This window comes from Kitasatospora sp. NPDC032150 (assembly GCF_055579945.1).
In genome coordinates this window covers 28,431-41,443 of record NZ_JBVIMH010000029.1, presented here as the reverse complement: position 1 = coordinate 41,443, position 13,013 = coordinate 28,431, and the positions used below count along the sequence as shown (strand labels likewise).

Below are 13,013 nucleotides of genomic sequence, written 5' to 3'. Positions count from 1 at the left end.
CGCGTCGGCCGGTACGCAAGAGGGCCCGCCCCTCTGCGGAGCGGACCCTCGATGCGGCGGTGTCGGCGGTGCTCAGTCCCCGATCAGGGCGTCCACGAAGGCGCCCGGCTCGAACGGCGCCAGGTCGTCCGCGCCCTCACCGAGCCCGATCAGCTTGACCGGTACGCCCAGCTCGCGCTGGACGGCGACCACGATGCCGCCCTTGGCGGTGCCGTCCAGCTTGGTGAGCACGATGCCGGTGATGTCCACGACCTCGGCGAAGACCCGGGCCTGGACCAGGCCGTTCTGGCCGGTGGTGGCGTCGAGCACCAGCAGCACCTCGTCCACCGGACCGTGCTTCTCCACGACCCGCTTGACCTTGCCCAGTTCGTCCATCAGGCCGGTCTTGGTGTGCAGCCGGCCGGCGGTGTCGATCAGGACGGTGTCGGCCTGCTCGGCGATGCCCTCCTTGACCGCGTCGAAGGCGACGGAGGCGGGGTCGCCGCCCTCGGGCCCGCGCACGGTCCGCGCACCGACCCGCTCGCCCCAGGTCTGCAGCTGGTCGGCGGCGGCGGCACGGAAGGTGTCGGCCGCGCCGAGCACGACCTTGCGGCCGTCCGCGACCAACACCCGGCCCAGCTTGCCCGAGGTGGTGGTCTTGCCGACGCCGTTGACGCCGACCACCAGGACGACGGCCGGGCGGCCGGCCTCGTGCTTGGCGGTCTTCAGCGCACGGTCCGCGTCCGCGCCGATCAGCGCGACCAGTTCCTCGCGCAGCAGCCCGCGCAGTTCCTCGGGCGTCCGGGTGCCGAGCACCTTGACCCGGGTGCGCAGCTTGTCCACCAGCTCCTGGGTGGGCGCGACGCCCACGTCGGCGGTGAGCAGGGTTTCCTCGATCTCCTCCCAGGTGTCCTCGTCCAGCCGCTCCCGGGAGAGCAGCGTGAGCAGGCCCTTGCCCAGTGAGTTCTGCGAGCGGGAGAGCCGGGAGCGCAGCCGGACCAGACGGCCGGCGGTGGGCTCGGGGATCTCGATGGCCGGAGCCGCCTCGGCGGCCTCCGGGAGCTCGACCTCCGCTACGGCCTCGGCCGCCTCGACGGGCTCCGCCACCGACGGCGCACCCGGTTCGGCCTCGGGTTCGGCCTCGGCTTCGGCTTCGGCTTCGGCTTCGGCTTCGGCTTCGGCTTCGGCCGTCGGTACGGCCTTCGGCTCGGCCGGCTTGGTGATGACGGGCGCCCCGGTCTGGGGAGGCAGCTGCTTCTTCCGTCTGCCGCTGACGACGAGTCCCGCGATCGCGCCGATGGCGATCACGGCGATGACGACGGCAAGGATCACGTATTCCACATAGATCTCCCTTGCTGGCTCCCCGGCCGGGCGGCCGGGGGGTTTCAGTGATCCTTCGGTCGGCAAGGCGCATGGCGCTGCCGCTCCACTGCTGCGCCCCGGTCGGGCCGACGGGGACCTGCCGGGGCCTGGCCGCGGTGAGGCCACCGCGGCCGAGTGAGAAGCCCCCTCGTCGGTGAGGGGGAGGATTCACAACCTTTCCAGTATCCGCGACGGGCCCGCGATACCGGCAGAAGCACCGGTGTCCGGATCGCCGGATCAGCCCGGCGCCCCGCCCTCCGCCCACGGGGTACCGGATCGGTCCTCCGACCCGCCGGAGGGCCGCCCGGCCGGCAGCCCGGTCTCCGCCCGCCGGGGCGCCGGGGTGCGCCGGCGCTCACGGTGCTCGTCGCGCAGGCGCTGGCTGATCACCTGCGAGATCCCGTCGCCCTTCATCGTCACGCCGTACAGCGCGTCGGCCGACTCCATGGTCAGCTTCTGGTGGGTGATCACGATCAGCTGCGAACTCTCCCGCAGCTCTTCCATGATCGCGATCAGCCGCCGCAGGTTGGTCTCGTCCAGTGCCGCCTCGACCTCGTCCATCACGTAGAACGGGCTCGGCCGCGCCTTGAAGATGGCGACCAGCAGCGCCACCGCGGTCAGTGAACGCTCACCGCCGGAGAGCAGCGAGAGCCGCTTGACCTTCTTGCCCGGCGGCCTGGCCTCCACCTCCACTCCGGTGGCGAGCATGTTCTCCGGGTCGGTGAGCACCAACCGTCCCTCCCCGCCGGGGAAGAGCCGGGAGAACACCCCTTCGAACTGGGCCGCGGTGTCCTGGTAGGCCGAGGTGAACAGCTGCTCCACCCTGGCGTCCACGTCCCGGACGATGTCCAGCAGATCACGGCGGCTCTTCTTGAGGTCGTCCAACTGCTCGCCGAGGAACCGGTGCCGCTCCTCCAGCGCCGCGAACTCCTCCAGCGCCAGCGGGTTCACCTTGCCGAGCTGCTGGTAGGCCCGCTCGGCCGCCCTGAGCCTGCGCTCCTGCTCGGCCCGGTCGTAGGGCCTGGGCTCACCGGGCTCACCGCCGTCCTCCGGCAGGGCCGGCGGCACCGGCTGGTCCGGCCCGTAGCCGGCGAGCAGTTCACCGCCCTCGATGCCGAACTCCTCCAGCGCCCTGGTCTCCAGCTGCTCGATCCGCAGCCGCTTCTCCGCCCGCAGCACCTCGTCACGGTGTCCGGCGTCCACCAGCCGGTCCAGCTCGGCCTTGAGTTCCCGGCCCTTCTCCCGGCCGGCCCGCAGCTGGCCCTCCCGCTCGGTACGGGCCGCCTCGACCTCCCCCCGCTCGGCCTCGGCCCGCACCAGCGCCCCCTCCAGCCACGCCAGCAGCTGCCGGGCCCCGGCGGCGACGGCGGTGGCGACCGCCGCCTCGTGCCGGGCCCGCTTCTGGCGCTCGGCGGCCCGCGCCCTGGCCTCGCGCTCCGCGTGTGCCGCGCGGTCGAGCCGGTCCGCCCGGCCGGCCAGGTTGCGGACCCGCTCCTCGTGCGTACGGAGCGAGAGCCTGGCCTCGAGTTCGGTCTGCCGGGCCGAGACGGCTTCAGCCGCCAGCAGGTCACGCCGGGCGCTGTCCGGCTCGTCCTCACCCGAGGAGGCCGACTCCTCGGCCACGGCCAGGCGTTCGGCCAGTTCTTCGGCCGCCGCCAGCGCCTGGGACAGCCCTTCCTCGGCCGTGGCCACCGCCGCCGCCAGCCGCTCGGCCTCACCCGCCGCCGCCCTGGCCTGCCCTCCGAGCCGTCCGAGCACTCCGGCGGTCCGCGCCTGCTCCTTCTCGGCCTGTCGCCGCCGTGCCGACAGCTGCTCGCTCTCGCCGGACAGCGTTCGCCGCCGCTCCTCGGCGGGCGCCAGCAGCTCGGTCAACTCGGCGCAGCGCCGGTCGAGCTCGCCGAGCCGCTCGGCCGCCTCGGCGACCGCCGCCCGGGTCTCCAGCAGGCTCGGCGCACCCGCCGAACCGCCCTGCGCGAAGCCGGTGCCGAGCAGATCGCCCTCGGCCGTGATCGCGGTCAACTCCGGCCTCTCCATGACCAGTTGCCACGCCTCGTCCAGATCGGCGACGATCACCGAGCCGGCCAGCAGCATCTCGACGGCGGCTCGCAGCTCGTTCGGCGCCTCCAGCAACTCGGCCGCCCAACGCGCACCCTGCGGCAACTCGCCACGCCGGTACGGCTCCGCGGCGGGATTCGCGATCAGCAGTGCGGCCCGGCCGGTGTCCCGCGTGCGCAGCAGTCGCAGCGCCTGCGCGGCGGTGTCCAGACCGTCCACCGCGACCGCGTCCGCCGCCGCGCCGAGCGCCGCCGCCAGCGCCGCCTCGTACCCGGGCGCGACCCGCAGCAACTGCGCCACCGGCCCCAGCAGTCCGGCCGGCCGGTCCCCGGCGGCGAGCAGTGCGGCACTGCCGTCCTGGCGGCGCAGGCCCAGCGCCAGCGTCTCGTGCCGCGCGGCCAGTCCGGCCCGTTCGCGCTCGGCCAGGCCCAGGGCCTCGCGCACGGTGGCCAGTTCGCGCTCGGACTCGGCCAGCGCCTCCCGCGCCCGCCGGTGCGCGGCGTCCAGGTCCGCGTCCCCTTCCGCCTGGCCGTCGACCTGCTGCCGGAGCTGCCGGTACTCCTGCTCGGCGGCCTCGGCGCGCAGCAGCGCCGCATCCGTGGCCTCGGTCAGCCGTCCGATCTCGGCCTGCGCGCCGGCCGCCCGGGAGCGGGCCGCGGCCGCCTGGCCCTGCAGCCGGGCCAGCCCCTCCCGCCGGTCGGCCAGGGCGCGCGCGGCGGCCTTCAACCGCCCTTCCTCCGCAGCGAGTTCACCTTCCAGCTCGGACTTGCACTCGAGCGCCTCGGCCAGTGCGTACCGCGCCTGCTCCTGCGCCTCGGCGAGTGCGGCCTCCTCCTCGCGGACCCGGGCGGCCTCCCGCTCCAGTTCCTCGGGATCGCGGCCGCGCCGCTCCTCCCCCGGCTCACCGTCCGAGACCGCATGCCGTACCCGCGCCTCGGCCAGCCCGATGGTGCCCCGGGTGCGTTCGGCGAGCGCGGAGAGCCGGTACCAGGTCTGCCGCGCGGCTTCCAGCTGCGGGCCGAGCTGCTCGACCTGCGCCTCCAGTACGGCCTCGCGCTGCTGGGCCCTGGCCAGTTCCTGCTCGACGGTGGACCGGCGCAGCCCCAGCGCCAACTCGTCGGCGACCTCGGCCTCGACGGCCCGGCGCAGGGTGAGCAGGTCGTCGGCGAGCAGCCGCAGCCTGGCGTCGCGCAGCTCGGCCTGGATCCCGGCGGCCCGGCGGGCGATCTTCGCCTGGCGACCCAACGGCCCCAGCTGGCGGCGGAGTTCGGCGACGAGGTCCTGCACCCGGTTGAGGTTGCCCTGCATCGCGTCCAGTTTCCGCAGCGCCTTCTCCTTGCGCTTGCGGTGCTTGAGCACCCCGGCCGCCTCCTCGATGAAGGCCCGTCGGCCCATCGGGTCGGCGTGCAGCACGGAGTCCAACTGCCCTTGCCCGACGATGACGTGCATCTCCCGGCCGATGCCGGAGTCGGAGAGCAGTTCCTGGATGTCCAGCAGCCGGCAGACGCTGCCGTTCAGCGCGTATTCGCTGCCGCCGTTGCGGAACATCGTCCGGGTGATGGTGACTTCGGAGTAGTCGATCGGCAGTGCACCGTCGGCGTTGTCGATGGTGAGGCTGACCTCGGCCCGGCCGAGCGGCGCGCGTCCGCCGGCCCCGGCGAAGATGACGTCCTCCATCTTGCCGCCGCGCAGCGACTTCGCCCCCTGCTCCCCCATCACCCAGGAGAGCGCGTCCACCACATTGGACTTGCCGGAGCCGTTCGGGCCGACCACACAGGTGATGCCCGGTTCGAAGCGCAGGGTGGTGGCCGAGGCGAAGGACTTGAAACCGCGCAGCGTCAGACTCTTCAGGTGCACGCGCCTTCCTCCTGGCCTCGGCAGATGCCCGCCGGCCGACTGTATCCGGCCGGGCACGCACCAAGCCGCCGAACGGCGGTTTGACCACGCCGGAGGAAGGGCAGCCTCCCCTCGACGGAGCGTCCGCACCAGGACGCTCCTCGGGGCATCGGTCCTCGGGTACGACGAAGGGACGCCACCCGGGCGTCCCTCGGAAGCTGCGTCCCATACACGGCAACCTCCGCGTATACGGGAAGCTCAGAGTGCGCAGCAGCGTCGATCGGTGAGGATCGGGTCAGGATCAGGTGAGCGCGGGCTCCCGCTGATCCAGATCGATGCTGCTGAGCAGCGAGTGCTCGTCAGCGACAGCGGTGAGTGCGGCGTTCTCTTCCTGCACCCGGGCCAACTCGGCCTCCAGGTCTTGAACGCGCTGCTGCAGCCGTCGCATCTCGGAGAGCATTCGCGGGTCGGGACCGCCGACGTACCCGAGAAGCGCCTTTGCCATGATGAATGGTCCTCCACGCTGAGTGACCGAACCGAAACGGTTTGGGTCTAGGGGGAAGGGGGGTACGCACCCGTCAGCGCACCGGAAGTGCCGACCGGGCACTGCCGGAATGCCGTCATGAACTGCGCCCATGAAAACATGACCCTGCCGGGAGTACGCAGACTGGTGCGCGGGCTTTCAGCGTCTCACCAAAGACCGTACGGGTCAACACGATCACCGCACGCTACCGCGCGCCTGTCACCTGCATGGCGGGGTCGACACACCATGGGGATGGCGGGGCCATCGGGAACAGCGCCACGCGGAACCGGGTGGATCACTGTTCGCTGCGGAGTCAACCACGAGTCTGCCCAGATGGCAACCGCATGACACCGGCAGTTGCCCGACCGGCACCCGGTGTGCCTGCTCAGCGCAGTGCGAAGCCGTCGTAGTCGTCGCGGCTGGGACCCCAGATCTCGGTGACCCCGGTGACCCGGCCGGGCGTGCCATGGCCGCGGAGCAGTGCGAGCAGCCGTTCGCAGTCGGGCCGGGAGCCCTCCGCGACCACCTGGACCCGGCCGTCGCCGAGGTTGCTGGTGTACCCGGTCAGACCGATCTCCAGCGCGCGGGCCCTGGTCCACCAGCGGAAACCGACCTCCTGGACCTTTCCCCGGACCCAGATGGTGGCCCGGACCGGCTGGGTGCTGTCATGACCGTGCATGGCAGAGACCTTATCCGGTGCCGCCGCTCGGCCGGGGAGCCCGGGAAGCGGCCCCGGGAACGGCAACGGCCCCGGGGCCTGCTGAGCAGGTCACCGGGGCCGGACGCGGGGAGCGATCGGTCAGAAGCCCCCGAAGTCGCCGTCACCACCGCCGTCGAAGCCGCCGTCGAAGCCGCCGAAGTCGGAGGCGTCGAAGTTGGCACCGCTGTCGTCGCCGGCCTCCAGGCCGCCGTAGCCGTGGCCGTAGCTCTCCGAGCCAGCCGCCCAGGCGGTGTCCGGCCCGGCGATGATCGCGCCGAGCGCGGTACCGACCAGCAGGCCCGGCAGCACCCCGCTGCCGTAGTAACCGCCGGCCCACGGGCTGTAGGCCGGGCCGGCGTTCCAGTACGGCTGCTGGCCGTACTCGGTCTGCACGGTGCGGATGTCCGGCTCCTGGCCGCTCGTCACCCGGGCGGCGTCCGCGGCGCAGGCCGGTACGGTGCGCGGCGCGCCACCGGTCGGCGCCCAGTAGACGTCCTGGACGGACACACCGTGGCGCGGGTCGAAGAAGCACGGCGAACGGCGCTCCGGCAGCGGGCGCTTCTCCCGCCGCGCGGCCAGCGTGGCCAGGGCGAACCGGCCGTCCGCCAGCGCCTCGGTGACCTGTGACACGTCGGCGGGCCGCTTGGCCGCGTCCATGGTCTGCTTGGCCCGCTCGTACGCGTCGAGGGCGTGCGAGTAGTCGGCCCGCTGGGCGTCGTCGGCACCGGGCGCGCCGGGGTTGAAGTCGAGGCGGTCGAGCTCCTCACCGAAGGCGGTGATGTCCTCGTCCACCACAGTGCGCAGCTGGGCCAGCTCGGCGCGCTCCTTCTCCTCCTTGCGCTTCTTCGCCCGGCGGAACAGCAGGAAGACACCGCCGCCCGCGAGCACCAGCAGGGCGAGCGGGATGACGATCGCGGCGGTGCTGATCCCGCCGGAGGACGCTTCCGGCGCGTGGCCCTTGACCTGGCGGACGGCGTGGTCGGCGAAGTCGTTCAGGGCGCCGTTGATGTCACCCGGGTGGGAGCGGACGGCGGCCCCGGCCATGTTCGACACGGTGTTCTTGGAGACGACGCCCTTGTCCGCGAAGGCCTTGAACTCGTTACCGCGCCAGATGCCGTAGAGGCCCACCACGCCGACCTCGTCCCGCAGGTCACGGGCGACGGTGCCGGCCGGGTACTGCGCGTTGTCGGGGATGACCGCGATGTAGACCGCCTTGCCGGAGTCCCTGAGCTTCTTGCCCAGAGCGGCGGCCTGGTCCTCGGAGAACCGGCTGGTCATCGCCGGATCGACGTAGACCTGACTCTTTTTCAGGGAGGTCGCGGCCTCGTCGATGCCGCCCGCCGCCGAGGCGGGGGGCGCGATCAGCAGGAGCAGCAGCCCGAGCAGGCCCGCCAGCAGCGCCGCCGAGCGGGCGGCTGGCCTGGCGGCCGGGGGACGGCGGAGCACAGTTCTCATGTGAGAGAAGGTACCTGGCCGCGCCCGTGTGCCGGGACCGCCCCCGGTCCGATGCCCACCCCCGCCGAGCGGTTCGGTCCCGGCTCCTCCCGACGGGTGACCCGGTGGTCCGCCGGACCAGGCATAGTTGTGCTGATCAGTACTGCCCGGACTGATCAGCACTGCCAGATCCACTGCCCAGATCCGAATCGGAGCTCCTGGTGATCCTCGGTCTTGTCACCGCCGTCGCGGCGTCCGCCTGCTACGGCACCGGTTCGGTACTCCAGGCGGTCGGCTCACGCCGCTCGGCCCGTGAGGAGGCGGCGGCCAGGGGCGCCGTCTCCGGCGTCACCGAACACGGCGGGCCGAGCCTCTCCTCCACCGCCAAGGCCGTGGTGACCTGGGAGTTCATCCTCGGCACGGTCCTGGACTTCATAGGCTTCGGGCTCGGCGCGCTGGCCGCCCGGCTGCTGCCGCTCTTCCTGTCCCAGACCATCATCAGCGCCAACCTGGTGATCACCGCCGTGCTGAGCATCAAGCTGCTCGGCCTGCGGCTGAAGGGCCTGGAGTGGGCCTCGATCGGTGTGCTCTGCGGGGCGCTGGTGCTGCTGGCCACGGCCGCCGGACCCGAGGGCGGACACCACGCCCAGATGGCGGTGCACTGGTGGCTGCTCGGCGTGTCGGTGGTGCTCATCGCCGGCGGCAGCCTGATCGTGCGGCGGCTCGGTGCCAGTGGGGCGATCGTGGCCGGTCTGCTCTCCGGGCTCGGTTTCGGTGCCCTGGGGATCGGGGTCCGGCTGCTGAACGGCCTCCAGCCCTTCGACCTGGGTCAGCTGGTCTCGGACCCGGCGCTGTACGTGATCGTCATCGGCGGTGTCGGCGGGATGTACCTGCACACCGTGGCGCTGCAGGTCGGGTCGGTGAACGGCGCCACGGCCGCGCTGGTGGTCGGGGAGACGGTCGTGCCGGGCGCGGTCGGTGTGCTCTGGCTGGGAGACTCCTCCCGGGCCGGCCTGGGCTGGCTGGCCGTCTCCGGCTTCGCCCTCGCGGTGGTCAGCGCGGTCGGCGTCGCCTACTTCGGCCAGGAGGAGACCGAGGTCCACCCCGCCGACGGGCCCACGGTTCCCGAACCGGTCCGGTCCTGAGGGCAGCGCCGGGGCGCGGGAGCTGCGCGGCTCCCGCGCCTCCTGGCTCCTAGCGCGGAGCGCGCTGGCAACGGGGGCAGAAGTAGCTGGAGCGGTTCATCCAGGCGGCGCGGCGGATCGGGGTGCCGCACCGGCGGCAGGGCTCGCCCTCGCGTCCGTAGGCGTCCAGGTCCCGGGAGAAGTAGCCGCTCTCGCCGTTCACATTGACGTACAGGCTGTCGAAGCTCGTGCCACCGACCGCGAGGGCGGCGTTCATCACGTCCCGGACGTGCTGCAGCAGCAGGGCGGCCTGCGGACGGGTGAGCGTCGCGGTGGGCCGCTCGTAGTGCAGCTTGGCGCGCCAGAGCGACTCGTCGGCGTAGATGTTGCCGACACCGCTGATCAGGGTCTGGTCGAGCAGGGCGCGCTTGACCGTGGTTCGCCTGGCCCGCAGCGCGGCGATGAAGGCGTCGTCGTCGAAGCGCGGGTCGAGCGGGTCGCGGGCGATATGCGCGATGGAGACCGGGGTGCCCTCGGGGTCGTCCGGCTCGGCCTCCTCGACGGCGAGGCCGCCGAAGGTGCGCTGGTCGACGAAGCGCAGCTCACGCGCACCGTCGGTGAAGCGGAAGCGGACCCGCAGATGGGTCTCGTCGGGCACCGCCGGGTCCTGGACGAGCAGTTGCCCGCTCATGCCCAGGTGCCCGATCATCGAGAAGCCCGTGCCGAGCGCCCCCGAAGGGGTCAGGGGAAGCCAGAGGTACTTGCCGCGCCGACGGGCCTCCCCGAAGGTGGCACCGGTCAGCCGGGCGGTGAAGTCGGGCGCGCCGCCCACCTGACGGCGTATCGCGCGCGGGTGGAGGACCTCCACCTCGGCGACGGTCCGACCGGTGATCCAGCGGGCCAGGCCACGCCGGACCACCTCGACCTCGGGAAGTTCGGGCACTCCCGCGGCCTCAGACCGCGTTGCCCGGCAGCTGGTCGGCGTACTTGGCCTTGATCGCCCGCCAGGCGCTCTCGGCAGCCTTCTGCTCGGCTTCCTTCTTCGAGCGGCCGCTGCCCTGTCCGAAGTCCTCGCCGGCCACCCGGGCGGCGGCGGCGAAGGTCTTCTCGTGGTCGGGGCCCGACTCGGTGACGACGTACTCGGGTACGCCGATGCCGACGGAGGCGGTGAGCTCCTGCAGGCTGGTCTTCCAGTCCAGTCCGGCGCCGAGCTGAGAGGACTCCTCGATCAGCGGGTCGAACAGCCGGTGGACGAACTCGGTGGCCGAGTCCAGGCCCTTGTCCAGGTAGATGGCGCCGATCACGGCCTCGACGGTGTCGGCGAGGATCGACGACTTGTCGCGGCCGCCGGTGCCCTCCTCGCCCTTGCCGAGCCGGATGAAGGCACCGAGGTCCAGGCCGCGGCCGACCTCGGCGAGCGCGCGGGAGTTGACCACCGCGGCACGGAGCTTGGCGAGCGTGCCCTCGGCGACCTCCGGGTGGAGGCGGTAGAGGGTGTCGGTCACCACCAGGCCCAGCACCGAGTCGCCGAGGAACTCCAGGCGTTCGTTGGTGGGCAGACCACCGTTCTCGTACGCGTACGAGCGGTGGGTCAGGGAACGTACCAGAAGGGCGCGCTCAAGTGGATACCCGAGGCGCCCTTCCAGGACGTCGTATTCGGTCGAAGCCGGCCCGCCGGCCTTGCTCCCGTTGGAAGCCGACTTGCGGGAAGAGTTGCTTTCCGACATCGATCCGTACACCCGCCGATCAGACCGAGAGGACCTGGCGACGGTTGTACGTGCCGCAGCTCGGGCACGCGATGTGCGCCAGCTTCGGCTCGTGGCAGCGGTCGCACGCGACGAGCGCGGGGGCGACAGCCTTCCACTGCGAACGGCGGTGGCGCGTGTTGCTGCGCGACATCTTCCGCTTCGGAACAGCCACGGCTACTTCTCCTGGTTCTCGGCGAGACCCTCACGGGTGTCGCTGCTCTTGTTCTCGTCACCCTCGTCGCCGGGGGCGGCGGAGAGTCCCTGCAGAGCCGCCCACCTCGGGTCGACGGCCTCGTGATGGTGGTCCGGGTCGTCACTCAGGCGTGCCCCGCACTCGGGACACAGACCCAGGCAGTCTTCCTGGCACACCGGCTGCAACGGCAGTGCGAGCACCACCGCGTCACGCAGCACCGGCTGGAGGTCGAAGAAGTCGCCCTCCAGGCGGTAAGTCTCTTCCTCCGAGTCCTCGTCGAGGTCCTCGGCACCGGCGGTCCGGGCACGATGGCGCTCGTCGGACTCCGGGTAGTAGTACAGCTCCTGGAAGTCGACCTCGAGGTCGTCCTCGACGGGCTCCAGGCAGCGTACGCACTCGCCCTCGACGTGGGCCTCGGCGGTGCCGGTCACCAGCACGCCCTCGACCACCGACTCCAGGCGGAGTTCCAGCTTGAGCTCGCTCTTCTCCGGGACACCGATCACATCGGCGATGCCCAGGCCCGCGGGGGCCTCCAGGACGCGGGAGACCTGGCGCATCGAACCCGCACGACGGCCCAGCTCATGCGTGTCGAACACGAGCGGGTCGCGGTGGTCGAGGCGGTTCAAGGTTCCCTGGCTTCCTGGTGGCGACACACATCGCTGCGTGGCGCGAAACGGGTTCGTTCGATGTGCGGCACCGCGCTGTGAGCTACGAGCGAGCAGCCGGACGATCCGGCGCTGAACAGGCCGGAGTGGTCAGAGTACCGGACACTTGGGCCTGGCCCAACTTCGGGCGGCCGCTAGCGGCCGCCGAGCTCCCTCAACCGGGTCATGTCGATCATGCTGGTGTCGAAGAAGCTGGTCTCGTCCAGGCCCGCCTGCTGCTGGGGCAGCTGTGCGTGCGGGGCCTGCTGGGGCTGCTGCGGGTAGCCGTAGGCGTCGTAGCCCTGCTCCTGGTACACCGGCTGCTGCCCGTACACCTGCGGGACGCCGTACGGGTCGTGCAGCGCGGGCTCCTGCGCCGGGTAGGCCGGCTGCTGCGGGTAGCCGTAGGGGTTGCCGTACGGGTCCGTCTGCGGCTGGCCGGCCGGGTCGAACCCGCCGGCGTAGACCTCGCCGTACTGGTCGGCGGGCGGGGTGAAGTGGCTGTCGAAGCCCTCCCCGCCCGCGCCCTCCTGGCCGGTCTGCCAGCCGGCCGCGGCCGGGGCCGGCTCGGGCCAGCTCTGCTGCTGCGGCACCTCCTCGCGGTACCAGGGCTGCTCCTCGCCGTCCTCGGCGAAGCCGGCGGCGACCGCCTCGGCCCGGTCCTTGAGCTCCTGGGCCTCGTCGGCGGCGGCCAGGTAGGCGGCCAGCTCGTCGATCGGCTTCTTGCCGAGGAGCTTGTCGCGGCCCTTGCCGACCGCCTCCAGGGTGGCGCCGAGCACCGCCTCCAGGGTGGCGAGCTTCACATCGACGTACTCGTCCACCTCGGGGCTCGGGGTGCCGCGCGGGCGGAACTCGTCGCCGTCGCCCTCGGCCCCGTCGAAGGCCTCGCCGCGCAGCTTCGCCCGGCCGCGGCCGACCGAGCCCAGCGTCTTGGTGAGCACGACCTCGAAGTTGGCCAGCTTGCCGTCGACGTAGTCGTCGGCCTCGGCGCGCTTGGTGTCGATCTCGGCACGGGCCTCGGCGAGGATCCGGTCGGCCTCGGCCTGGGCCCGGCGGACCACCTCGGTGTCCGAGATCAGCGAACCGCGCTCGTCGTGCGCACCGCGGATGATCTCGTCCGCCTGGGCCTGTGCCTCGGCCACCACCTGCTCGTGGTCGGCCATCACCGACTTGGCCTGGGCGAGTTCGGAGGGGAGGGCTTCCCGCAGCTCCTGGAGCAGGCCCACCAGCTCGGCCCGGTTCACCACGCAGGACGCCGACATGGGCATCGAGCGGGCATTCTCCACCGCCGCGACGATCGCGTCGAGTCTGTTCTGCACGTCCACGGGCGCTTCTGTCTTTCCGTGTGCCGCCGGGCTGTGGCGGAGGCAGGCCCGGACGGCGCGGCTCGCCACCGGGCAGTGGAGTACTGACTG

At 72.4% G+C, this 13,013-nt stretch carries 11 protein-coding genes; 1 reads left to right on the top strand and 10 read right to left on the bottom strand.

Annotated features, from left to right (window positions below; translation table 11 throughout):
- Nucleotides 1-72: 72 nt before the first annotated feature.
- The 5 genes from ftsY to ACZ5ON_RS27500 all read right to left on the bottom strand — a co-directional run bounded on the left by ftsY (nt 73) and on the right by ACZ5ON_RS27500 (nt 7,910).
- Nucleotides 73-1,320 (bottom strand): signal recognition particle-docking protein FtsY, encoded by a 1,248-nt coding sequence (ftsY, locus tag ACZ5ON_RS27520; RefSeq protein WP_465598194.1) that lies wholly within the window; start codon nt 1,318-1,320, stop codon nt 73-75.
- Nucleotides 1,321-1,578: 258 nt separating this feature from the next.
- Nucleotides 1,579-5,253 carry a chromosome segregation protein SMC gene (smc, locus tag ACZ5ON_RS27515; RefSeq protein ID WP_465598191.1) on the bottom strand — a complete coding sequence of 1,225 codons (3,675 nt, stop codon included), beginning with the start codon at nt 5,251-5,253 and terminating at the stop codon, nt 1,579-1,581.
- 280 nt (nt 5,254-5,533) lie between these two features.
- Nucleotides 5,534-5,737 carry a hypothetical protein gene (locus ACZ5ON_RS27510; RefSeq protein ID WP_344639835.1) on the bottom strand — a complete coding sequence of 68 codons (204 nt, stop codon included), beginning with the start codon at nt 5,735-5,737 and terminating at the stop codon, nt 5,534-5,536.
- Nucleotides 5,738-6,140: 403 nt separating this feature from the next.
- Nucleotides 6,141-6,434: an acylphosphatase gene (locus ACZ5ON_RS27505; protein WP_465598188.1), complete on the bottom strand. Its 294-nt coding sequence runs from the start codon at nt 6,432-6,434 to the stop codon at nt 6,141-6,143.
- Between the two features lie 120 nt (nt 6,435-6,554).
- Nucleotides 6,555-7,910, bottom strand: coding sequence for a hypothetical protein (locus ACZ5ON_RS27500; protein ID WP_465598186.1), 1,356 nt, complete (start codon nt 7,908-7,910; stop codon nt 6,555-6,557).
- A gap of 200 nt (nt 7,911-8,110) precedes the next feature.
- On the opposite strand from ACZ5ON_RS27500, the gene ACZ5ON_RS27495 reads away from it, so the two are divergent.
- Nucleotides 8,111-9,034, top strand: a complete 924-nt coding sequence (locus tag ACZ5ON_RS27495) for a DMT family protein (protein WP_465598183.1) — start codon at nt 8,111-8,113, stop codon at nt 9,032-9,034.
- Between the two features lie 49 nt (nt 9,035-9,083).
- Here the strand turns inward: ACZ5ON_RS27495 and mutM are convergent, their stop codons facing one another.
- From mutM to ACZ5ON_RS27470, 5 genes are all read right to left on the bottom strand, one after another.
- Nucleotides 9,084-9,956 (bottom strand): bifunctional DNA-formamidopyrimidine glycosylase/DNA-(apurinic or apyrimidinic site) lyase, encoded by an 873-nt coding sequence (gene mutM, locus ACZ5ON_RS27490; protein ID WP_465598181.1) that lies wholly within the window; start codon nt 9,954-9,956, stop codon nt 9,084-9,086.
- Nucleotides 9,957-9,966: 10 nt separating this feature from the next.
- Entirely contained in the window at nt 9,967-10,740 is a 774-nt protein-coding gene (gene rnc / locus ACZ5ON_RS27485) for a ribonuclease III (RefSeq protein ID WP_465598178.1), read from the bottom strand.
- 19 nt (nt 10,741-10,759) lie between these two features.
- Nucleotides 10,760-10,933, bottom strand: coding sequence for a 50S ribosomal protein L32 (gene rpmF / locus ACZ5ON_RS27480; RefSeq protein WP_344639841.1), 174 nt, complete (start codon nt 10,931-10,933; stop codon nt 10,760-10,762).
- 2 nt (nt 10,934-10,935) lie between these two features.
- A complete protein-coding gene (locus tag ACZ5ON_RS27475; RefSeq protein WP_465598175.1) occupies nt 10,936-11,580 on the bottom strand; it encodes a YceD family protein in 645 nt (214 codons plus the stop codon).
- A gap of 173 nt (nt 11,581-11,753) precedes the next feature.
- On the bottom strand, nt 11,754-12,923 hold the full coding sequence (locus tag ACZ5ON_RS27470) for an ATP synthase F0 subunit B (RefSeq protein ID WP_465598172.1): 1,170 nt from the start codon (nt 12,921-12,923) through the stop codon (nt 11,754-11,756).
- Nucleotides 12,924-13,013 lie beyond the last annotated feature (90 nt).

What these genes read in the sequence shown, in the direction of transcription:
- ACZ5ON_RS27510 (WP_344639835.1), bottom strand. Translation starts at nt 5,737, where the DNA reads ATGGCAAAGGCGCTTCTCGGGTACGTCGGCGGTCCCGACCCGCGAATG.
- ACZ5ON_RS27505 (WP_465598188.1), bottom strand. Translation starts at nt 6,434, where the DNA reads ATGCACGGTCATGACAGCACCCAGCCGGTCCGGGCCACCATCTGGGTC.
- ACZ5ON_RS27500 (WP_465598186.1), bottom strand. Translation starts at nt 7,910, where the DNA reads ATGAGAACTGTGCTCCGCCGTCCCCCGGCCGCCAGGCCAGCCGCCCGC.
- rnc (WP_465598178.1), bottom strand. Translation starts at nt 10,740, where the DNA reads ATGTCGGAAAGCAACTCTTCCCGCAAGTCGGCTTCCAACGGGAGCAAG.